The sequence below is a fragment of the Sphingopyxis sp. EG6 genome, assembly GCF_003609815.1.
GTDB lineage: Bacteria > Pseudomonadota > Alphaproteobacteria > Sphingomonadales > Sphingomonadaceae > Sphingopyxis.
Map to the genome: position 1 here is coordinate 44416 of NZ_AP017603.1, position 23396 is coordinate 67811.

Sequence of the window (23396 nt, forward strand, 5' to 3'; positions counted from 1 at the left end):
GATGTTGCAACGCTGGTGTCACATATCCCCCTGCCAGCCGTCATGCCGCGCGGGCGGGGGAGTCGCAAGGGGCAGTTATCGATCCTCCCCGTGGCGCAGCCATGGGGAGGTGGCAGCGCGAAGCGCTGACGGAGGGGCTATGGCGCTGGCGTCGCGGCCCCTCCACCCCCGCCTGCGGCGGCGGTCCCCCTCCCCACCGCTTCGCGGCAGGGAGGATTGCGCATCGTCAGCGAGCGCCCATCGTGCGCAGGCGGTCGCGCAGCGGGCCCCAGGTGTTGATGCCTTCGACGACCTGGCCGTTGAGGACGAAGGTCGGGGTGCCGGTGATCTGATATTTTTCGACCCCGGCGTTGGTGCCCTTTTCGATCGCCGACACATTGTCGACCTTGCTCAGGCACGCTTGGATCGTTGCGGCGGGAACACCGCGCTGCTGGTAAAATTGATCGATGCCCCAGCCCTTGGCGAGCGCGGTGAAGCGCTGTTCGGGGGGCAGCTGCATCGCGGCCTCGATCCCAGGCTGCGGCTTTTGCGCCCCGGCGATGAAGGCTTCATGCTCGAGGAAGGTCGCGTCGGCGAGCGGGAAGAAGCGGTCGGGGCCGGCGCATTTTGCAATCGCGCCAGCAATAGCGTCGACCGGGTGCAGCATGAACGGGGTCAGCTTGTACGACACGCGGCCGGTATCGACGAAATCGCGCTTCAGTTCTTCGTGCGAATCCTTGGTGAACTGCGCGCAATGGCCGCAGGTGAAGGCGCCAAATTCTTCGAGTTTGATCGGTGCGTCGGGGTTGCCCATCACCACGCCGTCGCCATCGAAGCTGACGACCTGCGACCAGCTTTTGCCCGCGGGCGCCGCGACCTTGGCAACGACCTCCTGTTCCTTGGCAGGGTCGCTGGCGCCGCCGCCACAACCGGCAAGCGCGAGCGCGCCAAGCGAAGACAGTAGGGCGATACGAAGCGATGCGGTCATGATGTGCTGTTCTCCGGAAACAAGATGGGCAGGCTTTTACGATCCCTTGATCGCGAGGTCGAGTTTCGATTTAAGCGCGGGCCAGGCGGTGACTTCGGCGTTGCGCCCGTTGACGAAAAAGGTCGGAGTGCCGCCGACGCGGTCGGCGCTGCGCCCGATGTTGGTCATCCCGGTCAGTTCGGCCTGTGCGACTTCGCTGTCGAGCGCGGCGTCGAGCTGCGCCTGGGTGTAGCCGCGAGCGCGCATCAGCGCGGCGAGCCCGGTATCGGCGGCGATCTTGCGGGCGCGCTGCGCGGTGGTGCCTTCGAACCAGCTGGTTTGCTGCGCCTCACTCGCGTTCTTCACCTTGGCCATCCACGTGTCGAAAGCGGCAAAAATCGCCTGATGGTTGCGCGCGAACGCGGTGGGGCCGCCGCAGCGGGCGAGCAGCGCCGCGGTCATATCGACCGGGTCGCGGACCAGATTACGATATTCGAACAGCACCAGCCCGCGGTCGATATATTGCGTCTTGAGCGGCGCCGAACCGAGCTTGGCGAAATCGGCGCAGACGTGGCAGGTGTAGCTGAAATATTCGACCAGCCGAACCTTGGCGGCGGGGTTGCCGACGACATGCGCGCCGATCGAACTTGTCGTGACCTTTGACGACCAGGGCGCCGGCTTGGCCGGGGTCGCGGCGATCAGGGTCAGCGCGGCGCCCGATAGTGCGAGCACCGCGGTACGGCGATCGAGCGGGGAATCGTCAAAAACGGCCATCTCTTGGGGTCTTTCAACTGATCCGGGGAAGTTTGGGCGCCGCGGCCAGTCCCGATGCCATGCGTTCGAGCACGGTACGCAGTTCCGGGTCGCCGATGTCGCGCAAACTGTCCCCCAGCTCGGCGGGTACGGGTTTCAGCATGGCTGGCGGCTGAACGGGCGCGGCGGGCCTCACATGGCCGTGCGTCATGCGGACGTGCGCGACCGCGGCATAGCCGAAGAAGCGATTGACCGCGGTGATGATGTCGGGGGCGACATGTTGCAGCATCGGCGCGTGCGCGCCGCTGATCGTCAGGTGCAGCGTCCCGCCCGCCTTCGCCCCGACCGGAAAGCGGATCATCGCCGGCTGGGTGACGTCGGCGAGCCGGTCGCCGACGATCTCGCGCCAGCGGCTCACCACCGAGCTTTGGATGAAACCGAACTTGCGAAAGGCGGCGCGGCCGATTTCAGGGACGAGGTCGGAGATCATCCGCGCTTCGCCGCCACGCGGCCGTTCGTAAGCGCGCACCGGCGCCTTGGGCTTTTTCGCCCCTGCCTTCGCTGCCGCCTTTTTGGCGGGCGGGCCGTCGCCGCTGTCTTTCGTCATCGCGGGTGCCATGCCATAGGCGGGGGGTGAGCGTCCAGACTATCGACATTGAATCAGCCCTCCCCTTCAGGGGAGGGCAGCGAGACTTACGAACTTGTTCGTTAGTCGCAGCGGGTGGGGTCCATCGGCCTTGCGCAAGGCCGATGGACCCCACCCCAATCCCTCCCCTGAAGGGGAGGGGCTTATGAGCGTGAGCTTTCCTGCTCGCATCCTAGACTGGTACGACCGCGCCGCGCGCGTGCTGCCGTGGCGGATCGCGCCGGGCAGCGACATTGTCCCCGATCCCTATCGCATCTGGCTGGCCGAGGTCATGCTGCAGCAGACGACGGTCGCCGCGGTTGCGGGCTATTTTCAGCGTTTCACCGCCCGCTGGCCGACGGTCGCCGACTTGGCGGCGGCGGACGATGCCGACGTCATGGCCGCTTGGGCGGGGCTCGGCTATTATGCCCGCGCGCGCAACCTGCTCGCCTGCGCACGCGCCGTCGTGCGCGATCATGGCGGGCGTTTTCCCGACGGCGAGGCGGCCTTGCGTGCGCTGCCGGGGATTGGCGATTATACCGCGGCATCGGTCGCGGCGATCGCCTTTGGCCGTGCGGCAGTCGTGGTCGATGCCAATATCGAACGCGTGATCGCGCGCCACCGCCTGATCGAAACCCCGCTGCCCATGGCGAAGCGCGAGATTCGCGCCGCGCTGGCGCCGATCGTTCCCGCCGACCGCCCGGGCGATTTCGCGCAGGCGCTGATGGACCTGGGTGCGACCATTTGTACGCCGCGAGCTCCTGCCTGCGCGGCCTGTCCGCTGATGGCGGATTGCCGCGCGCGCGGGCGCGCCGACGTCGAAAGGCTGCCCGTCAAGCCGCCCAAAAAGGCCAAGGCGCATCGTCACGGACTGGCGCACTGGATCGAACGCGACGCGCGGGTCTGGCTCGTCCGCCGTCCGGGCAAAGGGATGCTTGGCGGGATGCGCGCGCTGCCCGGCGGTGACTGGACCGATACGCGTCCGATCGAGTCGGCGGTGGCCGAAGTCGATCATGGTTTCACCCATTTCGACCTGACACTGAAACTGGTGCGGCGTGACGCGCTTCCCGAAAACGGCGATGCCGCAGCGGAAGGCGAATGGTGGCCGATCTCTGACCTTGACGCGGCGGGGCTGCCGACGCTCTATCGCAAGCTGATCGACAAGATGCTGGAGAGAGACGCATGAACATGATGGTTTCGCGCCGCGCGCTGCTCGGCGGGCTGGCGCTGGGCGGCGGTGCCGCGCTCCTGCCGCGCGCCGCATTCGCGTGGAGAGAAAGCGGTGCGCAGCTCTACCCCGCAACCCACGCCTTCATCAAAGGCTTCGTCGATCGCCGCGAACTCGCGGGCACGCTCGCCGCGATCGGCAAGGGTCAGGATGCGGCCGACTTTTTCGGCGCCGGGGTGCAATCGATCAGCGATGCGGTACCCGTCGGACCCGATACCTTGTGGCGGCTCTATTCGATGACCAAGCCGGTGACCGGTATCGCCGCGATGCTGCTCATCGAAGACGGCAAGATGAAGCTCGACCAGCCGATCGCCGACTTCCTGCCCGCATTCGCAAAGATGCAGGTGCAGACCACCCCCGACGGGTCGATCACCGACCTGCGCCCCGCCAAAACGCAGATTACCGTGCGCCACCTGCTCACCCACACCGCGGGGCTCGGCTATAATATCATTCAGAAAGGCCCGATCAAAAAAGCCTATGATGACAATGGTATCGTCGGCGGGCAGGCGAGCCGGATGAAGCTGCCGGGCTTTGCCGATGTAAAGGCCGCGCCAAGCCTGGCGGCGATGGCCGACCGCCTCGCGGCGTTGCCGCTGGTCTATGAACCCGGCACCAAATGGAGCTATTCGATCAGCCTCGACCTGCTCGGCCGGGTGATCGAGGTCGTATCGGGGCAGCCGTTCGACGCGTTCCTGAAGGCGCGGTTGTTCGATCCGCTGGGCATGACGAGCACCGGCTTCATGGTGGAGGCCAGGGACGTCGGGCGCTTCACCAGCAATTATGCGTCACTCGGCGGCGCGTTGCTTCCTTTCGACCCGGCGACCAGCTCGATCTATCTAGATGCGCCGCCTTACCCCTTCGGCGGCGGCGGGCTGGTGTCGAGCGCGCGCGATTATGACCGTTTCCTCGCCATGCTGCTCGGCGAGGGCGAGACAGGCGGCAAGCGGATCATGAAGGTCGAGACGGCGCGGCTCGCGATGTCGAACATGCTGGACGATGCTGTCGATCGCAAAGGCACGTTCGTCGATGGACAGGGCTTCGGCGCTGGCGGGCGGGTGTCGTTGCCGACCTCGCCGGGCGGCGAAGGCCTGTTCGGCTGGGCGGGCGCCGCGGGCACCATCGGTTTCGTCCACCGCAAGCTCGGCTACCGCATCGCCGGCTACACGCAGATCATGCCGCCCGAAACCGTGTCGTTCCAGGCGAAGTTCGGCGAAACGGTGATAAAGGACGTTCTGGCCTGATGCCCTTGCCGTTGGGATTCACCGGGGCGTGGCTCGACCGCGCCGACCAGCTGCGGGTCGATCCGGACGGTTTTGCTGCTGCCGTAGCAGACCCGCGCGCGCGCTGCCTGACGCTCGACGGGATCGATTTCGTCCCCGGCGAAGGGGGCGGGCTGCGCTGGGAGGCGCTCGACCCCGCCGACGATCGCGCGCTGTTGCTGCTCGGTTTGGACGACTTGGGCGTACCGCATTTCGTTCGCGAAGCGCCCGCCGGGGTGCGCATCGACGCGCGTTCGCGCACCGTGATGCGGTTGCTGCCGCTGCTGTCGGGGCCGGAGGCGGCACTATATGGCGGCGCGCGCAGCCTGGTCGACTGGCACGCGCGGCATTGCTTTTGTGCGGTGTGCGGTACGCCGACCGAATTGTTCCGCGCCGGTTGGGGGCGCCGCTGCGGCAGCTGCAAAGCCGAACATTTCCCGCGCGTCGACCCGGTCGTCATCATGCTCGCCGAATGCGAGGGGCGCGTACTGGTCGGACGGCAGGGCGGCTTTCCGCCGGGTTTCTTCTCGGCGCTGGCTGGGTTCGTCGAACCCGGCGAATCACTGGAAGAAGCGGTGGCGCGCGAATTGTTCGAGGAAGCGGGCATTCGCGTAACGGACGTGACCTATGTCGCGAGCCAGCCCTGGCCCTTTCCATCATCGCTGATGATCGGTTGCCGCGCGGTCGCCAGCGACCCGGCGCTGACGCTCGACACGACCGAGATCGAGGCGGCGATGTGGGTCGATAGGGCCGAGGTGCGCGCTGCGCTGGCTGGTGACATGGGCGCGCCGTTCATGGCGCCGCCGCCACTGGCGATCGCGCGTTACCTGCTGGAGGAATGGGCGGGGTAGCTTAGTCCTCCCCCTTGATGGGGAAGGCAGGGAGACTTGCCAGCTTGCTGGCTTAGTCGCAGCGGTGGGGGTGTGTTCTCGGCCAGAAACGGCGATGGAAGGGCGCACCGTCACCCCCATCCAACTTCGCCTAGCCGCTGTGCGGCAAGGCTGCGTATCCTTCCCCCATCAAGGGGGAAGGGGGGTGCTAGATCCGCCGTCCGGTAATCCGGCTGATTTCCTTGGCCACCATGGCCTCGACCATGCTCGGCAGGTTGGCGTCGAGCCAGTCCTTCAGCATCGGGCGGAGCGCATCGAGCACGACATCTTCCATCGTGCGGCCGGCAGCGACGGGCGCGGCAGTCGTTGCGGCGGCAACGGCGGGGGCGATCGCGGCGGTCAGCGCATCGAGCGATTGGCGCGCCGCATCGGCGCTGGCTTCGGAGACGAGCTCGTCGGCCGCGGGTGCGGCATCGGCCTCATCCTCTTCCTCGTCGTGCAGATCGAGAATGTCTTCGGCGATCGCGGGCGTGATTTCGCGCGCCGTGCCGGGGGCTTCATCGCGTGCGATGACTCGCCTGATCGACGACAAGATATCTTCCATCGACGGTTCCCGCGACATATCGCCCATAACCAACCCCCTAAACCATCGCGATTACCGGATGGTTAACTATCCTCTTACCGATTTGGGCGGTGTTTTGCCAAGCCTTATTGTCGCGGCGGCGCGGGCGGTCCGACCGGAACGCTGGCAGTTGCCGCGGGGATCGCGCGCGTGTCGGTCGCCTGTTGCTGCGGCGCCGGATCGTCGGCCCAGTCGAAAATCTGGCCCTTGACGCGGTTGTAATTGACCTCGGGGTCATAGAGCGCGCCGCCCTCGATCCCCAGATCGCGCGCATCGGCCTTGCCCATCGCGGCGAGGACCGAGAAGGCGGCGACATAGGAGTTGCGCTGCGCCGACACCAGCTGGACCTGGGTGTTCAGATATTCCTGCTCGGCATTCAGGATGTCGAGGATCGACCGCGTGCCGACGCTGTTTTCGGCGCGCACGCCCTCCAGCGACAGGCCGTTGGCGCTCACCGCCTGCTGCGTCGCGGCGATGATCTGCTCGTTCGCGCGCCACGCGGCATAGGCGCCGCGCGTCTGTGCGATGACGCTGCGTTCGACCTCGACGTAATTTTCGATCGCCTGGCTGGTCCGCGATTGCGCCTGACGCACCTGCGCCGAGGGGCGCCCGCCCTGAAAGATCGGCACCGTCAGCGACAATCCCGCCGAAGCGCTCTTGGTGGTATTCTCCGACGCCGGATCATTCACCGAATTCAGATTGTTGTTATAGCCGCCGCTCGTCGTCGCCGACAATTTGGGCAAGCGTCCGGCGCGCGCCACGCCGATATCGGCGCGGCTGGCGTTGACCACCTGATTCGCCGCTTCGATGTCGGGATTGCTGGTCAGCGCGATCGCGACCGCTTCGTCGGGCGAGGCGGGCAGGTTCGGCAGCTGCGGCGGCTGTTCCAGGTCGACCGGCGCATCGCCGACCAGACGGACATAGGATTCGCGGCTGGCGATCAGATTCGCTTCGGCGGTGCGCAAATCACCCTCGGCCAGCGCAAGCCGCGCTTCCGACTGCGCGACGTCGGTGCGCGTCAGGTCACCAATTTCGAACCGGTCGCTCGTCGCCTGCAAATTGGTGCGCAGCACCGCGACATTCTTCTGGTTGAGCTGGACGATCGCCTGATCGCGGATCACGTCCATATAAGCGCCGACGACTTGCGCAAAAACGCTCGCTTCGGTCGCGCGCAGGTCAGCCTGGCCCGCCTCGACGCGAAATTTGGCGGCCTTTACCGCATTGCGCACCGCGCCGCCCTGATAGATCGGCACCGACACCTGACCGCCGACGCTGACGAAGCGTTTGGGCGAGAAAAAGCTGTTGCCGGGCAGCACCAGATTTTCCTGGTAATCCACTCCCACCCCGACGTTCGGCAGCCCACCCGATTTCTGGATCGGGACATTTTCGTCGTTCGCGCGCTGCCCGGCGCGCGCGGCGGTCAGCGTCGGGTTGTTTTCATAGGCTTTAGCCAGCGCATCCTGCAGCGTTTCGGCGTGCGCTGCGGTCGGCAGCAGCAGGGCGCCGACGGCGAGGCCGGCAAGCCAGCGGGCGCGGGGGAGAGGCCGTTTCTTATCGGTATCGAACATCATCATGTCAGCCTGAAACGAGGAGGGGATTGGCTTTTAGAATGTGAAGCCGGCCGCGGCGGCAAAACCCGGCAGCGGCGCGGCGTCCATGTCGGCAAAGCTGCGGAGCGGCACGGCGCCGCCGGCCTTGACCCCCTGGACCAGCCGCGTCACCGCGCCTTCGCGGCGGGCCGCGACCAGTCGGCCGCCCTCGGCCAATTGCGCGGTGAGTGCGTCCGGCAGCGTTTCGATCGCGCCGTCGATGATGATGCGATCGAACGGAGCCGCATCCGGCGCGCCGCCGTTGAGCGGCCCGTTGACCCAATGGATGTTCGCCTCGGCAGTCGTCGCAGCTGCGGCCATCGCCATCAGCTCGGCCTGATCCTCGACTGCATGAACCTCGGCGCCAAGGCGCGCCATCACTGCGGCGGTATAGCCCGTCGCACTGCCGATCAGCAGCACGCGCATGCCGGGACGGATTGCGGCGGCGACCAGCATCCGGCCGGTGACCAGCGGCGCGTTGAGTGCGCGGCCATGCCCCAGCGCAAGCGCGCGGTCGGTATAGGCGACGCTCGCCAGATGCGCGGGAACATGCGCCTCGCGCGGTACCGCCGCCATCGCGCCAACCACCGCCGCATCGATGACGTCGTTGGTGCGCAGCTGGCTGTCGATCATGGCAGCGCGCATGTCCGCCGCGGTGAATTCGCTAAACTTCGTCGCCATCAGCCTTTTCCGATTCCCTGGGGCCATGAACCTGTGCGGGGCAGCTCTAGCCCAACCGACGCTGTATTGCAATAGTAATACAGCCTGTGCCCGCATAGACGCGCATAGCTGGCAACGCCGGTGCCGCCAAGCCTGCATCATCGCATCGGCGACGGGCGCGCGGGCGAATCCTTGACAAGGCGGCGAAAGCCCCTCACTAGCGGCGCCGTCCAACCCCCGGCCCATCCCGATGGATGCGGTATCTGGCATGAGGCCCGATGGCGGAGTGGTGACGCAGCGGATTGCAAATCCGTGCACGCCGGTTCGATTCCGGCTCGGGCCTCCACCAAGTTTATCATTTAAAAACAACGGCTTAGGACGAAGAATTTCTTCCACACATTCCTGCAGGTTACAGGGATCTGGCGCCCTGATTGCGCGCCCGAGAGACTGAAATTACAAGGGAAATTTGCCGCGAATTGGGCCGCGAATGAGCAGAGTCTCTGCCGCCGAAAGTGCAAGTAGGGTTTTGATTTCTGAAAGCCGCGCTCGATGGCGACTATCGGTACCCGCCGACCGGTTGCTGAAGATCGGTCCACGTCAGATTAAAGCGAGCCAGATACTTGCGAAGGCGATCCGCGTCATTCGTGCTTGTACGCAACTCGCGAGACGCCGCGAACAGTTGCCGCCCTGCCTCCGACAGCGATCGGCATGCACGACAGGTTTTGACGACGAAGGCCAGTTGCACCCGGTCAAATGGATCAATCTCGGCCAGCTGGTCTCTACTTAGAATCAGGTCGAAAATATCAGCTTCGGATATGTCGGCGTGCCAAGTAGAGCCCAGGCGCTTGATCTCAAGATCGACGGCGCCGACGTCGATCCGCCCGGTCGTGTTGAGCGTCGCCATTCGCGTGACGCTGGCGGCGAGATCGCGAAAATTTCCCTGCCACTTCGCGTCGTGGCTCTCCGCGAAGGCAAGATATCGTTGGCGCGCTTCCTTGTTGAAGGTGACCCGCGACCCTTCGCGCTCGGCGAAGCGTTCGAGCTCGTAATCCAGATTGGGTGCGATGTCTTCGCGGCGTTCGGCGAGGCCGGGAAGCGAAAAGGTCCAGAGGTTCAGCCTCGCGAACAGGTCGTTGCGAAAGCCGCCTTTGCGCACCTGTTCGACAAGATCGCGGTTGGTGCCCGCGATCAGCTGGAAATCGCTTCGCGTCTCGCTGTCCGATCCGACCGGCAGAAATTGCCCTTCCTCGATCGCGCGCAGGATCATCGCCTGTTCGTCGAGCCCGAGCTCGCCGATCTCGTCGAGGAACAGTAAGCCCTTGTCGGCGCTCTTGAGCAGCCCGGGACGGTCCTGCGCAGCGCCGGTAAAGGCGCCCTTGCGATGGCCGAACAGCGCCGAGGTCGCGCTGTCGCCCTTCAGCGTCGCGCAGTTGACCTCGACGAACGGGCCGCCGAGCTGGTGACGAAGCTTCTTGAGTTCATAGACCTTCCGCGCCAGCTGACTCTTACCCGCACCGGTCGGTCCCATGAGCAAGATCGGCGCACGGCTACGGACTGCTACCTGTTCGATCTCCTCGATCATGCGGTTGAAGGCGGGGTTGCGCGTTTCGATCCCGCTTTTCAGAAAGCTCGCGCTCTCCGCGCTGGCCTCGGCGAAGCGCGTCGCGATACTGTCGTAGCGCGAGAGGTCGAGATCGATGCTGTTCCAGATGCCCACCGGTTGCGGTGCGCCGCGCTGTGGCTGCGTCTGCAGCAGCCGGCCGGGCAGGTAGCGCGCCTCGGTGAGCAGGAAGAGACAGATTTGCGCGACGTGCGTGCCCGTCGTGATGTGGATCAGATAATCTTCCGCGTCGGGATCGAAGGGAAAGCTGCGCGCGAAGTCGAGCAGCTTGCCGTAAACCTCCTCGAAATCCCATGCGTCGTCGAAGTCGACCGTTTGCGGGACGACCTCGGTCTCGGGCGATACGTCGGCGATGTCCTTTGCCACGATCTCGGCCAGCCGGCGGTGATGGCTGCCGTGGAGCAGGATGAAGCGATCGACGCGCAGATCCTCCTGCATGCAGATGCTCACGCTCGGCCGCCACTTGTTCCAGCGTCCGGCGTCGAACTTGCCCGCGTCGAGGGTCGAACCCAGAAATCCAAGAACGGTCAGCGGCTTCATGTCATTCTTATACATATTTATAATGAACGATACAATGATATCTCAAAATCCAATTTGTTTCGCCGGACTGATTTTTTCGTTTCAGAAAATATTGCAATTTATCAAAATGATGATCCAAGTTTTGGTATCGGCAAGCGGTTTGGCACGGCTTCTGCATTATGTTCGGTGCCGGGGTTCACGTCGCCCGGTACGACGCGGGAAGAGGGGTGGCCGGAATGGGCCGGCCGCCCCCAAGCGCCCAAACGACGTGGAAGGATTCAAGGGCTCGCCATTGCTACAGCGCTGCCCCAAGGAAGCGAAGAGGAGGTCAGCCATGACCCAGACGACCTATGAAGTGCTGAACGTCGAGGGCGGACGCCCGGTCAAGATGTGGACCCGCGGGGTTCCGGTCGAGGATATGGCGCGCGCGCAGCTTCGCAAGGCGGCGCAGATGCCGTTCGTGTTCAAGCATGTCGCCGCTATGCCCGACGTCCATGTCGGGATCGGCGCCACGGTCGGATCGGTGATCCCGACCAAAGGCGCGGTGATCCCGGCCGCGGTCGGGGTCGACATCGGCTGCGGCATGATGGCCGCGCGCACCACGCTGATGGCGCACGACCTGCCCGACAATCTGGAGGGCATCCGCAGCGCGATCGAGGCGGCGGTTCCGCACGGCCGGTCGGTCGGGCGCGGCCAGCGCGATCACGGTTCGTGGGGCGATCCCCCGGCCGCGATCGTCGACGCCTGGGCGACGCTGGCCGAACGCTTCGGCCATATCGTCGCCAAGCATCCGCGGCTGAAGAACACCAATAACCTGACGCATCTGGGGACGCTCGGGACGGGCAACCATTTCATCGAGCTGTGTCTGGATACCGAGGGGCGGGTGTGGGTGATGCTGCATTCGGGATCGCGCGGCGTCGGCAATGCGATCGGCACCTACTTCATCGAACTGGCGAAGAAGGACATGTGCAAATGGTTCATCAACCTGCCCGATGAAGACCTCGCCTATTTCCCGGAAGGGACCGACCATTTCGACGATTATGTCGAGGCGGTCGGCTGGGCGCAGGACTTTGCGGCGCTGAACCGGCGCATGATGATGGCGAATGTCATCGCCGCGCTGCGGCTCCAGATCGCCAAGCCCTTCGAGGCCGAGGCCGAAGCGGTGAACTGCCATCACAATTATGTGACGCGCGAGAATCACTTCGGCGAGAATGTGCTCGTCACCCGCAAGGGGGCGGTGCGTGCAGCGAAAGGCACGATGGGGATCATCCCGGGTTCGATGGGCGCGAAATCGTTCATCGTTCGCGGGCTGGGCAACGCCGAAAGCTTCGACAGCTGCAGCCATGGCGCGGGCCGCGTCATGAGCCGCACCGCGGCGAAAAAGCTCGTCACCCTCGACGAGCATATCGCTGACACCGCGGGCGTCGAATGCCGCAAGGACGAAGGCGTCATCGACGAGACGCCCAAGGCATACAAGCCGATCGAGGCCGTTATGGCGGCGCAAGCCGACCTCGTCGAGATCGTCCATACGCTGAAGCAGGTGGTATGCGTGAAGGGGTGATCCCCTTCACGCCGCCATCGCCAACTTCTGGTGAGAAGCCATGCGCAAGTCGCTTTATTGCAGCATATGTGGCGCGCGATTGACGACGCCGCTGACCATCGTTTCGGGTAAGAATCCGAAGGTTGTGAAGCCGCTGATCGAGGTTCGCAAGCCGATCGTGTCGCAGGGTACGGCATACAAGGCATGGGAGGCGACGCCGTGGCTCTATCGCGCGCCCGGCGAGTCCTTGTCCTTCGTTCCGCAATATTGGCTGAACCCCACGGACCTGACCGATTCCGTGCAGTTCCCGAAGAATGGCGCCGGGCTGGGCGGATGCTGCGGGATCGCCGGTATCGGCGGCCCCAATCAGCTTTGCCGATGCAAGTGCCCGATTGGGACCTTGCAGGACGATTGCATGACGCCAAAAGTCTTCATCCCTGAACCCGACGCCACCGTCTGGGTAGAGGGCAACGAGGACTATCCGGCACCCTAGCCATAGTGGAGACCACCTTTGGGCAAGAAGGCCGCAAGCCCGACATTTGGATGTTTTGGCCGATGCCTTGGTCGGCAGGATTTTACAGGTAAGCAAAGAACATGATCATCATCGACGGATCGGAAGGCGAAGGCGGGGGGCAGGTGCTGCGTTATGCGTGCGCGCTGGCGCTGCTGACCGGCGAGCCCTTCACGATCGAGAATATTCGTGGAGGACGCGAGAAGCCGGGGCTCATGCGCCAGCATGTCACCGCGATCGAGGCCGCGTGCGTCATCGGCGGCGCCGAATGTTCGGGGCTGGCGGTCGGGTCGAACAGCATCTCGTTCCGACCGGGGCGGATCACGCCCGGCGACTATCATTTCGCGGTCGGTACCGCGGGCAGCACTGCGCTCGTCCTGCAGACGGTCATGGTGCCGCTGATGCTGGCCGATGCTCCGTCGCGGCTCGTACTCGAGGGCGGGACGCATGCGATGGCCGCGCCGCCCTTCGAGTTCATCGAGCGCACGTTGCTGCCCGTCATCAACCGAATGGGGCCGACCGTTGCCGCGCGGTTGGTGCGCCACGGCTTCTTCCCGCGCGGGGGTGGGCGCGTCGAGATCGACATCGCGCCGGCGCCGCTGCGCGCGATCGAATGCGTCAAGCGCGGTGCCCTGCGCCGCGTCTCCGCGACCGCGATCATAGCGGGGGTTCCTTTCGACGTCGGCGACCGCGAGCTGAAGACCGCGGCCAAGACGCTTGCCGGCTGGCCCGCCGATGCCTTCGGTATCCGCCAGCTTCCCGCTGATCAGGGGCCGGGCAATGCGCTATTGCTCGAAGCCGAATTCGATCATGTGACCGAGGTAATGTCGGCTTTTGGCAAAATCGGAATTCCCGCCGAACGCCTAGCTAAAACTGCGGCGCGGCGGATAGCGGGATATTTGGCGTGTGAGGCTTTCGCCGGCCCTTACCTGCAAGACCAATTGCTGCTTCCCTTCGCGATGGCGAGGGGCGGGTCCTTTTCAACGGTAAAACTGAGTCAGCATACGCTGACGGCGGCAGCGCTCGTCGAGCGCTTTCTGGGGGCAGGCTTTCGCTTCGTCGAACGACCTGACGGGGCAATCATGGTCGAGTGGGCAGGCTCGTAGCGATACTGCTTGCTCGACCGGGCGCGACAATGGCCAGAGTCTCTCGGCGGGGATCGGCAGCTACGTAACTGAAAATGGGGCTACCTTTGACCGATTGCAGCTCGGCAGCTTTGAGCGAGCAAACGGAAAGAGCGCAAGTTGCGCGGGGTGGGTCATTGATCTGGAGTGCGTCCATCATGCGGTCTCTATATGCTCAACGACCGCCCGCGCGCATTGCGCAGGCAATTCTCGAACGAAACCCGGTCGAAGCCGACGAGGCCATGAAGCAGCACTTCAGGCAAAATATCGAAGTTTTGTCCGGGATCGCGGGATCCGGCGGTCGCGATATGCATCCATGGCCGTGACGCTGGCGGCGAGCTGATTATTGCGGATCGTCTGGTCGCGGCTGATTTGTTCGGCAATGGAGTTGCTTGTCGCGCCAAGGGACAAGCTCGCGTGCTCTCTCTCTCTCGGTGCAACGCAGCCAAAAGCCTGCAATCTGCTATCAGACGACGATCGAGGTTGGATCACGCTTCCTAAAGCAATCGCTCACGCTGCGCTTTGGTCAAGAGCGCGCAAAAGTCGGCCTTGCCGAACCAGCGATATCGGTTGCGGGCGACCAGGGCGTAGAGCCAGTCGCGCAGGCGTTCAGGGATGATGGCGGACATGCGGAGTGCGTGCCACCAGCGCCCCAATATCCGGCAGAGCTCCAGATAGCCGCGCGACGCGGTATAGGCGGACCCATCTGCAATGAGCAGATAACTCTCGTCCATATCGATTCCGTAATGGGCATAGAGCGCCTGGCCCAGCGCTTCCTGCGCAGGCGTAAAATTGACGAGCGCCCTGCCATCGTTTCGCATGATCCAGCTCGCGCCGCTCGAGCACAGCACGCAGATGCCATCGAACACGAACAGCGCTTTGCGGTCATCGAAATCGGGGACCGCCGGATCATTGCGATAGCTGAATGGTTGTTTTGAGACCTCAGGCATTAATCTCGTCCCGAATGACCTCGATATCGAGATCTGACAGCGCGCCGAGATAGCTGTCGAGATCGATCAGATCGACGCAGGGCGTTGCGCCGGGTCTTATCGACCAACCCCTTGCCAGCCGCCTGGCCAGCAGGATTGCCGGCATGCACGGGATGTAGGGCCCATGGCCCGACCGCGCGACGATCCAGAAGCGTCGCTGCTGCGGATCGCCGCCATGACCTACGCCGCGCAGGAACATATGAAAGCCGCTTTGTCCCGAGCCGAAGCGATCGAATGCGAAAGCGAGCTTGAGCAGCGATCCGGCATGGTTGCTGAGCGATCCGATCAGCCCCAACCGGACCAGCGCGCCCAGCATGCGCGTGCCGATATGGAGCGTCTTCAGCTCATGCCCGGCGCAAAAGCGCATCGACCGGAGCGTGGGATAGCGTTCGGGAAACAATGCCAGGTCCGGAATATCGCAGTTGCCGAAAAGACGGGTGCCAAGCCCGGGATAGCGGACGACATGCGTGTCTTCCCAGCCATGGACGGTTTTCATCGCGCCATCGCGCAGCATCTCGATCGGTTTGCCCACATAGCTGAGCACCGCCGAGGTTGTTGCCAGACCGCGATTGGTGTGCTGCGCCGCGCTGATGCCGTAATCGACCGCCTCGAGCCGTGCGAACGACGGGAGATAGGCGTCGATTACCGCTGCCGTCAGACAGGGGACCGAGCTGGCTCCACTGACCACCAGCAGATTTTTCGCTCGTGCTTCGGCATCGAGCCGGCCGATCGTCGCCACGAACGCCCGCGCATCGGCGAGGTCGATATAATGACAGCGCTGTGCGATGCACGCCCGCGCGACGCGGTGGTCCTGGGTCTGGAAAGGCCCGGTGGTGTGGATGACGATGTCTGGCGCGATTCGCCCCAGCGCTTCGGTGAGGTCGCCATCGATGTCGATCGCATGACCCTCGGCGACATGAGCGGGTCCGAGCGACGCCGAAAACGCCTTTGCCTTGGCCGCCGAGCGTCCCCCGATCAGCAGGTGGATGCTCGCGTCATTGGCAAGGCTGCGCGCGATATAGCTGCCAAAATTGCCATAGCCACCGATGATCAGGACGCGGGCTACCATGTCGGTTTGGTGACCATCAGCCAAAAAATGACGACCAGCCCGCCGAACGCGGGCCAGCCCAGGATGAACCATTTACGAAACAGCCGAACATAGGCCGCTTCATCGATTGCCTCGCCCCGTGCGGACGCTTCCAGCAGCCTTTTCATGCGGATCTGAATGAACACGACCGGCACCCAGCACAGCGCCGCCAGCAAATAGAGGCCATAGGTGACGACCAGCCAATAATCGTCCCACCGGAAGCCGCCGTGCCACACCAGCCACGCACCGCTCAGCGGCTGGATGATGACCGAAGGCAGGGTGAACAGGAAATCCGCCTTCACCGTCATGCGTGCGGCAAAGGCGCGCTCGACCGGAACGCGGCTACGACTTCCGAAGAACATGAAATTGGCAATCCCGATCCCCGTCCCGAACACGATCGTCGCACTCAAGATGTGCAGCGTTTTGACGAGCGAATAGAGGTCCATGGAATGTCGCTACAGCACAGCGCGCCGCGCCGCCAGATATACGGGCATCCACGAAGCAGACTAGCCTACCGACCCCCGCCGTAGATATTCAAAAAGGCATCGACCGCAGCCTCGACCCTTCGTTGGGTTGATTGGGCGCTCGGCGGCGCGCCGAAGCGGAGTTCGACGTTGCCGAAGCCCTTGCACATGGCCGCAAATTGCTCGGCGGCGAGGGCGGGGTCGGGAATGGCAAGGGCTCCGCTTTGGGAAATCGCGGTCAGAAATGTCGCCATCGTCGCTTTCATCCGCCGCGGACCGGCGTTCAGGAAAGCGAGGCCGATTTCCGGGTTGCGCTCGGTTTCGGCGGCGATACGGCGCTCGAACTGAACCATCTCAGGCCGCGACAAAAAGGCCACCATGGCGTGGCCGATATGGAGCAGGCGATCGCGGAGCGAGGTCGTCCCGTCACCCTCGATCGAAAAATGACTGCGCATCCGTTCGCATTCGCGTTCGATTGCCGCGGCAAACAGCCCCTGCTTGTCCGAAAAATGATTATAGACCGTCACCTTGGACACGCCCGCGGCCGCGGCAATTTGTTCGATCGCAGCGGCGCCATAGCCATGTTCGAAAAACGCATCCCTGGCGGCGACCAGAATGGCCTCGCGTTTGGCGAGATTGGCCGGGCGGCCAAGATTCGTTTTTGGGGCGATTGACAAACTGTACGCTTCCGTTCACTTATACGCTACCGTTCAATAATGTTCACAAAGCGAAACGGTTGCAAGCGGTGAGGAAAAAAGGGCTCTCCCCCGATGGTCTGGATCGCAATCCGAATGCTGACCGGCGACGCGACCAAATTTTATGGTCTGCTGTTCGGCATCGCATTTTCCACTCTGCTGATCACCCAGCAGCTGACCATTTTTGTCAATCTGATCGAGCGCGGCGCTAGCGGCGTTTACAACGTCCCGTCGGCCGATGTCTGGGTGATGGACCCGGTCAGCCGCACGACCGACGTCAATCTGCCGATGCCGTCGACAGCGCTCGATCGGGTGCGGTCGGTGGCGGGGGTCGAATGGGCGGTGCCGCACCTGCGCGCCGCGGCGTCGGTGCGGACAAAGGAAGGCGATCTTGAAGGCGTGTCGGTCATCGGGGTCGACGACGCGACGCTGATCGGCTTGCCTCGCCGGATGGCGTCGGGGGCCGCCGATGTGCTCGAGCGGCCCGATGCGGTCGTCATCGACGATGTCGGGACGACGCGCTTTTTCCCGGAAGGATATGATCCCGTCGGCGAGCGGCTGGAACTCAACGACCAGCGCGCGGTGATCATGGGGGTCGCCGATGCGATCCCCAGCTTTACCAGCCAGGTCACGCTCTACACCCGGTATAGCCGCGCCCTCAATTTCGTGCCCGGTACGCGCAACCGATTGAGCTTTGTGCTGGTCGGCGCCGCGCCCGGGGTGGATTCGAAGGCGCTCGCGGCGCGGATTACCCGGGATACGGGGCTGCGCGCCCGCACCCGCGACGAATTCGCGCGCGACGGGGTGGATTTCATCATCGAAAACACCGGCATTCCGCTGAATTTCGGGATTACGGTGCTGCTCGGCTTTGTCGTCGGGGTGGCGATCGTCGGCCTGACCTTCAGCCTGTTCATCCGCGACAATATCAAACAGTTCGGCGCGCTGAAGGCGATCGGGGTGAATAATGCCAAGATCCGCCGCATGGTCGCGGCGCAGGCGGCGATGGTCGGCCTGATCGGCTATGGCCTTGGCGTTCTTGGTACCGTCGGCTTTATCTGGGGCTTTTCGAGCAATCCGACCTTCAAGGGTTTCTATATCCCCTGGCAAGTGCCGCTGATCAGCCTGGTCGCGGTCGCCTTGATCCTGGCGCTGACCGGCTGGATAGCGCTGCGCCGGGTGCTCAAGACCGAACCCGCGGCGGTGTTCCGGTGAGCGCCGCCGCCGACACAGCGACCGCGACGGCGATCGCCGCGATTTCGACGCGCGGCGTCGCGCGCGACTTCACCGCGGGGCAGCAGACGATCCGGGTGTTGCACGGCATCGACCTCGACGTGCGCGCCGGCGAGCTCACCTATCTGGTCGGGGAGTCGGGATCGGGCAAGACGACGCTGATTTCGATCATGTGCGGCATCCTGTGGCCGACCGAGGGCGAAGTGCGACTGTTCGGTACCGACATCTATCGCCTCAGCGACAGCGATCTGGTCGATTTCCGGCTGCGCAACGTCGGTTTCATTTTTCAGCAATATAATCTGATCCCCGCGATCGACGCGGCGTCGAATGCCGCCGTGCCGCTGATCGCGCAGGGAATGGACCGGCTTGAGGCCCGCGAGCGGGCGATCGAATTGCTCGCCGCGCTCAACATCGCCGATCAGGCCGACAAGCTGCCCAACCAATTGTCGGGCGGCCAGCAGCAACGCGTCGCGATCGCGCGGGCATTGGTCCACCAGCCGCGGCTGATTGTTTGCGACGAACCGACCGCGGCGCTCGACGCGCGGTCCGGGCGGCGCGTGATGGACTTGCTGCGCGAGGTGGCGCTCGCCGACGACCGATCGGTGATCATCGTCACCCACGACAACCGTATTTTCGACCTCGCCGATCGCATCCTCGTGCTCGAGGACGGCCGGATCACCCACGACGGCCGCGACATGCCGAAGGACCATTGACGCCATGACCCGACGCTTTGCCAATCTGAACTTCGCCCGCCAGATCCTGCCGGCGATCGCCTTGCTGGGGCTGGTGATCGCGGTGATCTTTATCGCGAGCGGGCTCCCCGACCGGCAGCTCGAACCGCCGCAGCAGACGCCGCCGCGGGCGACCGGGGCGCTCGCCAACAGCGCGCGCGTGGCGGGGGCGGGGGTTGTCGAGCCGTCGAGCGAGATCGTCGATGTCGGCACGGCCTTGTCGGGTCTGGTGATGCAGTTGAATGTGCAACCGGGCGCCTATGTCGCCAAGGGTGACTTGCTGTTCACCGTCGACGATCGCGCCGTGCGCGCACGTTTGGCGGAAGCGGAGGCCGCGATCGGCGAAGCGCGCGCGGCGATCGGGGAGGCTGATGCGGCGCGCATCACCGCGCAGCGCCAGCTCGCACTGTATCGCCAGGTTGACGATGCCGAAGCGGTCAGCCGGACCGAAGTGGTGCGGGCCGAAGGCGAAGCCGCGGCAGCAACGAGCAGGCTCGCGCTGGCGCGGGCGCGCCTTGCCGCGGCGAGCGCGGCGGCCGGCAGCGCGCGCACCGAACTGGCCCGGTTGGCGGTGCGCGCGCCGATCGCTGGCGAGATCCTGGCGGTGAATATCCGCCCGGGCGAATATGTGCAGGCAGGCGGGCCGCAGGGCGGCAATGCCGAACCCTATATCCGCATGGGCGAAACGCGCCCGCTGCACGTCCGCATCGATATCGACGAGGATCAGGCGGCCGATGTCGCGTTGGGGGCCAATGCCATCGTGTCGCCGCGCGGCGCCGCCGAGCGCCAGGTCGCCGCGCGCTTCGTTCGCGCCGAACCGCTGGTGGTGCCGAAACGCTCGCTGACCAACAGCGCCGCCGAGCGCGTCGATGTGCGCGTGATGCAGATCATCTATGCGCTTCCGGCGGGCAGCGACCTCTTCCGCGTCGGGCAGCAGGTCGATGCTTTCATCCCGGCGAAAGCCCCCTCCGGAGCCAGGAAGTGACGCGCAGCGCGCCCCTGTTCTTCGCCGCGGCGCTGCTGGCAGGGTGCGCCGCCGGGCCACCGCCGACGGTGGAGACGCCGCCGCCGCCGCTTCCTGCGACCTTTTCCGGCGCGCCCGATGCTGCTCGTGCCGGGTCTTTGGCGGCTTTGTTGCCGAGTGACGATCCTGCTTTTTTGGCGCTACAGGCCGCGGCGATCGCCGAAGCACCCTCGCTCGGTGAGGCGGCGGCGCGGATCGAACGCGCCCGCGCCGCCGCGCGCCGCGCCCGCGCCGAACGCGCGCCGCAATTGGACGCGTCGGCGTCGATCGAGACGAGCCGCAGCAATCCCGGGAGCTTCGGCGCCAGCCTGCCGCCCGGCATTTCGATCGATCCCGATCAGACGGCTTACGGCGCTTCGCTCAGCGCGCGCTGGGATCCGGACATCTTCGGTCGCTTGCGGTCCGAACAGCGCGCCGCATCGTTGCGGCTCGATGCGGCGACCGCCGACGCCGATGCCGTCCGGATCGCGCTGATCGCCGATATCGCGTCGCTGGTGGTCGATTGGCGCAGCCTTGATGCGCGTGCGGTATCGCTTCAGCGCGACCTGGCGTCGGCCGAGCGTCTGATTGCGCTGGCCACCGCACGATCGACCGCCGGCCTTGCGCCGGGCGCCGACCGCGTGCGCGCCGAAAGCGTGGCAAGCGCATCGCGGAGCCGTCTCGCGGGGCTCGATACCGAACGTGGCCCGATCATTGGGCGCCTGGTAACGCTCACCGGGCGCGATGCCGCATGGGTTGAGGCGCAGCTGGATGCGCCGCATGGTGAGCAGGCTTTGCCATCGGCGCCCGCCGCGCTGCCGTCCGACCTGCTCGTCCGCCGTCCCGATATCGTGGCCGCAGCCGCGCGGCTGGCCGCGACCGACGCCGATCTGGCGGCGACCGCCGCGCGGCGGTTTCCGCGCCTGACGCTGTCGGGCACGCTGGGCCTGTTGGCATTTAGCCCGGGCCAGTTGTTCGACGATGATTCGATCATCGGGTCGCTCGCCGCCGCAATCGCGGGGCCGCTCCTTGATTTTGGCCGGATTTCGGCGGAGATCGATGGTGCGGCGGCGGACAAGAAGCTCGCCTTTCAGCAATATCGTGCGACGGTGTTCACCGCGCTGGGCGATGCCGAGTCGGCTTATCGATTGATTGCCGCCGCCGACGCGCGCGCGGCGGCGGCGGCGCAGGAGGCGGCGCTGTTGGCGCGCAGCGACGCCCTGACCGCAAGCCGCTTTCGCGCCGGGCTGGCCGACTTGTCGGCGGTGCTGGAAGCGCGGCGGCAAGCCGACGGCGCGGCGGAACGCGCCGCGGTCGCGGTGGGCGCGGCGCGGCGCGCGCGCCTGCTGTTGTGGCTGGCGCTGGGCGGCTAGAGTCTGTCCAGCTCAGGCTGAAGCAAGTCACCGTAGCCCTGAGCCTGTCGAAGGGCGCTTATCGGCGAGAGACGCCCCCTTCGACTGCCTTGCAGGCGCTCAGGACAGGCTTCGACAGGCTCAGGGCTACGGATTAGTTTGAACAGGACAGACGCTAGCGCACGTCGCCTTCGCGCCGGGAGCCGCGCAAGATGGATTTCCGCTTCAACTAGCCGGGGCAGCCCGGCGGGCGGGGCCGGAGCAGCGCGCGGCCTGCGGCAACGCCGGTCGTGCGGCCGTCGTCGAGCGCCAGCGCACCGTTGACGAACAGGCTTTGCACGCCGACGCTCAATTCGCGCGGGCGGACATAGTCGGCGCGGGGCGCGTATCCGGCAGGATCGAGAACGACGATGTCGGCGAAAAAGCCGGGACGCAGATAGCCGCGCCGGTCGAGCTTGTAGATGTCGGCGGTGCGCCCGGTCGACTGGCGGATAAAGGTCGCCACGTCGATGACCCGGCGTTCGCGGACATAGCGGACATATTTTTCGGGAAAGGTCGCGAACATGCGCGGGTGGCCGTCCGACCCGTCGGACGATGTCACCATCCACGGCTGCTGCATCAGCAGGTCGACGTCGGCCTGCGCCATGTTGAACGACGCGACCGCGGTACCGCCGCCCTTCTGGCCGCCGATCTTTGCCTCGATGCTCTGGCGAATGATGCGCAGCGCCGCGTCGCGGCTGTCCATCTTCCACTCGTCGGCGACCGCCGCCACCGTCTTGCCGGTCCACGGAAAGCCCTCGGCGATCAGCAGCAAGGCGCCGGGCCCGCCGCGCCGCCGCAGATTTTCCTGCATTTCGCCGCGGATCCGCGCCAGCGTTGCCCGATCGTCGAGGCGTTTCAGCAGCGCCGCGCCGCCGCCATCGACCGCCCAGCGCGGCAACAGCGATGCGTCGAGGTTCGACCCCGACGCCAGCCAGGGATATTGATCGGCGGTCACCTCCATGCCCGTCCGCCGTGCCGCATCGATCGCGGCGATCACCGCCCCCGCCTGACCGTGAACGTCGACCCCCAGCGCTTTCAGATGTGCGAAATGCACCGGCATCCCGGCGCGCCGCCCGATCGCGATCGCTTCCTCCACCGACCCGAGCAGGCCGATGCTATAGCTCGATTCGTCGCGTTGGTGGGTGTCGTACAGCCCGCCGCGGATCGCCGCCTCGCGCGCCACTGCGACGACTTCGTCGGTCGTGGCAAAGCTTTGCGGCGCATAGAAGAGCCCGGCCGACAGCCCGACCGCGCCTTCGCACATTCCTTTCGCGACCAGCGTCTTCATCGCGTCCAGCTCCGTGGCGCTCGGCGCGCGCGCGTCCTGTCCCAGCACGCGCTGGCGTACCGGGCCAAAGCCGACGAAGGGGACGATATTGGTGCCGATTCCCGACGCCGCGAGTTTGCCGCTGTCCGCCGCGACGTCGGGGGTGCCATTGCCGTCGACCCCGATCATCACGGTGGTCACCCCCTGATGCAGCCACGCGGCATTGATGCGCGCCGCCGGGTCGGACGAACGGAGGAAGCTGTCGGCATGGGTGTGCGGATCGATGAAGCCGGGCGCGACGATCATCCCCTTCGCATCGATCACCCGCCGCGCCGTCATATTGCCGATGCGGCCGACTGCGACGATCCGGTCGCCGCGGATCGCGACATCACCGACGACGGGCTTGTCGGGGCTGCCGTCATGGATGGTGCCGCCGCGGATGATGACGTCGACCGCCTTGTCGGGATGCGCCGTGGCGCCGGTCACGGCGATCAGCGCCGCGCCTGCCGCCAGTGCGCCGATGGCGCGGCGCACCGGGAATGAGGCAGTTGACGGCATCGGCGTGGTCCTTTGTGCGAACGACGGTTGATAAAGGTGAGCGCGGGCCACCGGGGGACTATTCCGGCGCGGAAGATGTCCCGAACGCAGGCCCGGCGTCCAGAGGAGGGTGTTGCGGCGCCTATAACCCAATGGCATAAGGCGTCAAATT

22 protein-coding genes and 1 tRNA gene are annotated in these 23396 nt (G+C 65.3%); 11 read left to right on the forward strand and 12 right to left on the reverse strand.

Features of this window, described 5'->3' with window-relative positions:
* Positions 1 to 226 precede the first annotated feature (226 nt).
* From SPYCW_RS00240 to SPYCW_RS00250, 3 genes are read right to left on the reverse strand one after another with little or no spacing between them, the layout of a single operon-like run.
* Positions 227 to 967, reverse strand: coding sequence for a thioredoxin domain-containing protein (locus SPYCW_RS00240; protein WP_120215094.1), 741 nt, complete (start codon positions 965 to 967; stop codon positions 227 to 229).
* Between the two features lie 36 nt (positions 968 to 1003).
* Positions 1004 to 1720, reverse strand: a complete 717-nt coding sequence (locus tag SPYCW_RS00245) for a thioredoxin domain-containing protein (RefSeq protein ID WP_120215095.1) — start codon at positions 1718 to 1720, stop codon at positions 1004 to 1006.
* A gap of 13 nt (positions 1721 to 1733) precedes the next feature.
* On the reverse strand, positions 1734 to 2306 hold the full coding sequence (locus tag SPYCW_RS00250) for a DUF721 domain-containing protein (protein WP_443029454.1): 573 nt from the start codon (positions 2304 to 2306) through the stop codon (positions 1734 to 1736).
* A gap of 184 nt (positions 2307 to 2490) precedes the next feature.
* On the opposite strand from SPYCW_RS00250, the gene SPYCW_RS00255 reads away from it, so the two are divergent.
* From SPYCW_RS00255 to nudC, 3 genes are read left to right on the forward strand one after another with little or no spacing between them, the layout of a single operon-like run.
* Positions 2491 to 3510: an A/G-specific adenine glycosylase gene (locus SPYCW_RS00255; protein ID WP_120215097.1), complete on the forward strand. Its 1020-nt coding sequence runs from the start codon at positions 2491 to 2493 to the stop codon at positions 3508 to 3510.
* Entirely contained in the window at positions 3507 to 4793 is a 1287-nt protein-coding gene (locus SPYCW_RS00260; RefSeq protein WP_120215098.1) for a serine hydrolase domain-containing protein, read from the forward strand. Before SPYCW_RS00255 ends, SPYCW_RS00260 begins: the two co-directional genes overlap by 4 nt.
* Positions 4793 to 5662: an NAD(+) diphosphatase gene (nudC, locus tag SPYCW_RS00265; protein ID WP_120215099.1), complete on the forward strand. Its 870-nt coding sequence runs from the start codon at positions 4793 to 4795 to the stop codon at positions 5660 to 5662. The genes SPYCW_RS00260 and nudC overlap by 1 nt, the downstream gene beginning before the upstream one ends.
* A 187-nt stretch (positions 5663 to 5849) precedes the next feature.
* Here nudC and SPYCW_RS00270 read toward each other — a convergent pair whose 3' ends face one another.
* The 3 genes from SPYCW_RS00270 to SPYCW_RS00280 form a co-directional block, all read right to left on the reverse strand.
* Positions 5850 to 6245, reverse strand: coding sequence for a DUF2497 domain-containing protein (locus SPYCW_RS00270; RefSeq protein ID WP_443029455.1), 396 nt, complete (start codon positions 6243 to 6245; stop codon positions 5850 to 5852).
* A 104-nt stretch (positions 6246 to 6349) separates the two neighbouring features.
* Positions 6350 to 7831 carry a TolC family outer membrane protein gene (locus SPYCW_RS00275; RefSeq protein ID WP_120218007.1) on the reverse strand — a complete coding sequence of 494 codons (1482 nt, stop codon included), beginning with the start codon at positions 7829 to 7831 and terminating at the stop codon, positions 6350 to 6352.
* Between the two features lie 36 nt (positions 7832 to 7867).
* Positions 7868 to 8533, reverse strand: coding sequence for a protein-L-isoaspartate O-methyltransferase family protein (locus tag SPYCW_RS00280; protein WP_120215101.1), 666 nt, complete (start codon positions 8531 to 8533; stop codon positions 7868 to 7870).
* Between the two features lie 251 nt (positions 8534 to 8784).
* Here SPYCW_RS00280 and SPYCW_RS00285 point away from each other — a divergent pair.
* Positions 8785 to 8858, forward strand: a tRNA-Cys gene (locus tag SPYCW_RS00285).
* Between the two features lie 210 nt (positions 8859 to 9068).
* Here SPYCW_RS00285 and rtcR read toward each other — a convergent pair.
* Entirely contained in the window at positions 9069 to 10673 is a 1605-nt protein-coding gene (gene rtcR, locus SPYCW_RS00290) for an RNA repair transcriptional activator RtcR (RefSeq protein ID WP_120218008.1), read from the reverse strand.
* Positions 10674 to 10986: 313 nt separating this feature from the next.
* On the opposite strand from rtcR, the gene SPYCW_RS00295 reads away from it, so the two are divergent.
* From SPYCW_RS00295 to rtcA, 3 genes are all read left to right on the forward strand, one after another.
* The gene (locus tag SPYCW_RS00295) at positions 10987 to 12213 is read left to right on the forward strand and encodes an RtcB family protein (RefSeq protein WP_120215102.1); all 1227 of its coding nucleotides are present in this window, start codon (positions 10987 to 10989) and stop codon (positions 12211 to 12213) included.
* Positions 12214 to 12292: 79 nt separating this feature from the next.
* Positions 12293 to 12685 carry a hypothetical protein gene (locus SPYCW_RS00300; protein WP_145985920.1) on the forward strand — a complete coding sequence of 131 codons (393 nt, stop codon included), beginning with the start codon at positions 12293 to 12295 and terminating at the stop codon, positions 12683 to 12685.
* Positions 12686 to 12786: 101 nt separating this feature from the next.
* A complete protein-coding gene (gene rtcA / locus SPYCW_RS00305; protein WP_120215104.1) occupies positions 12787 to 13809 on the forward strand; it encodes an RNA 3'-terminal phosphate cyclase in 1023 nt (340 codons plus the stop codon).
* A gap of 515 nt (positions 13810 to 14324) precedes the next feature.
* Here rtcA and SPYCW_RS00310 read toward each other — a convergent pair.
* The 4 genes from SPYCW_RS00310 to SPYCW_RS00325 form a co-directional block, all read right to left on the reverse strand.
* Positions 14325 to 14777, reverse strand: a complete 453-nt coding sequence (locus tag SPYCW_RS00310) for a thiol-disulfide oxidoreductase DCC family protein (RefSeq protein ID WP_120215105.1) — start codon at positions 14775 to 14777, stop codon at positions 14325 to 14327.
* A complete protein-coding gene (locus tag SPYCW_RS00315) occupies positions 14770 to 15885 on the reverse strand; it encodes a saccharopine dehydrogenase family protein (protein ID WP_120215106.1) in 1116 nt (371 codons plus the stop codon). Before SPYCW_RS00315 ends, SPYCW_RS00310 begins: the two co-directional genes overlap by 8 nt.
* Positions 15879 to 16349, reverse strand: a complete 471-nt coding sequence (locus tag SPYCW_RS00320; protein ID WP_120215107.1) for a DUF2269 family protein — start codon at positions 16347 to 16349, stop codon at positions 15879 to 15881. The genes SPYCW_RS00315 and SPYCW_RS00320 overlap by 7 nt, the downstream gene beginning before the upstream one ends.
* Positions 16350 to 16414: 65 nt before the next feature.
* On the reverse strand, positions 16415 to 17044 hold the full coding sequence (locus SPYCW_RS00325) for a TetR/AcrR family transcriptional regulator (RefSeq protein WP_232014770.1): 630 nt from the start codon (positions 17042 to 17044) through the stop codon (positions 16415 to 16417).
* 93 nt (positions 17045 to 17137) lie between these two features.
* On the opposite strand from SPYCW_RS00325, the gene SPYCW_RS00330 reads away from it, so the two are divergent.
* From SPYCW_RS00330 to SPYCW_RS00345, 4 genes are read left to right on the forward strand one after another with little or no spacing between them, the layout of a single operon-like run.
* On the forward strand, positions 17138 to 18274 hold the full coding sequence (locus SPYCW_RS00330; RefSeq protein WP_120215108.1) for an ABC transporter permease: 1137 nt from the start codon (positions 17138 to 17140) through the stop codon (positions 18272 to 18274).
* Positions 18271 to 19005: an ABC transporter ATP-binding protein gene (locus SPYCW_RS00335; protein ID WP_197715646.1), complete on the forward strand. Its 735-nt coding sequence runs from the start codon at positions 18271 to 18273 to the stop codon at positions 19003 to 19005. The genes SPYCW_RS00330 and SPYCW_RS00335 overlap by 4 nt, the downstream gene beginning before the upstream one ends.
* 4 nt (positions 19006 to 19009) lie before the next feature.
* Positions 19010 to 20008, forward strand: a complete 999-nt coding sequence (locus tag SPYCW_RS00340; RefSeq protein WP_120215109.1) for an efflux RND transporter periplasmic adaptor subunit — start codon at positions 19010 to 19012, stop codon at positions 20006 to 20008.
* Positions 20005 to 21399, forward strand: coding sequence for an efflux transporter outer membrane subunit (locus tag SPYCW_RS00345; RefSeq protein ID WP_232014771.1), 1395 nt, complete (start codon positions 20005 to 20007; stop codon positions 21397 to 21399). Before SPYCW_RS00340 ends, SPYCW_RS00345 begins: the two co-directional genes overlap by 4 nt.
* A 208-nt stretch (positions 21400 to 21607) precedes the next feature.
* Here SPYCW_RS00345 and SPYCW_RS00350 read toward each other — a convergent pair whose 3' ends face one another.
* Positions 21608 to 23245, reverse strand: a complete 1638-nt coding sequence (locus SPYCW_RS00350) for an N-acyl-D-amino-acid deacylase family protein (RefSeq protein ID WP_120215110.1) — start codon at positions 23243 to 23245, stop codon at positions 21608 to 21610.
* Positions 23246 to 23396: the final 151 nt, after the last annotated feature.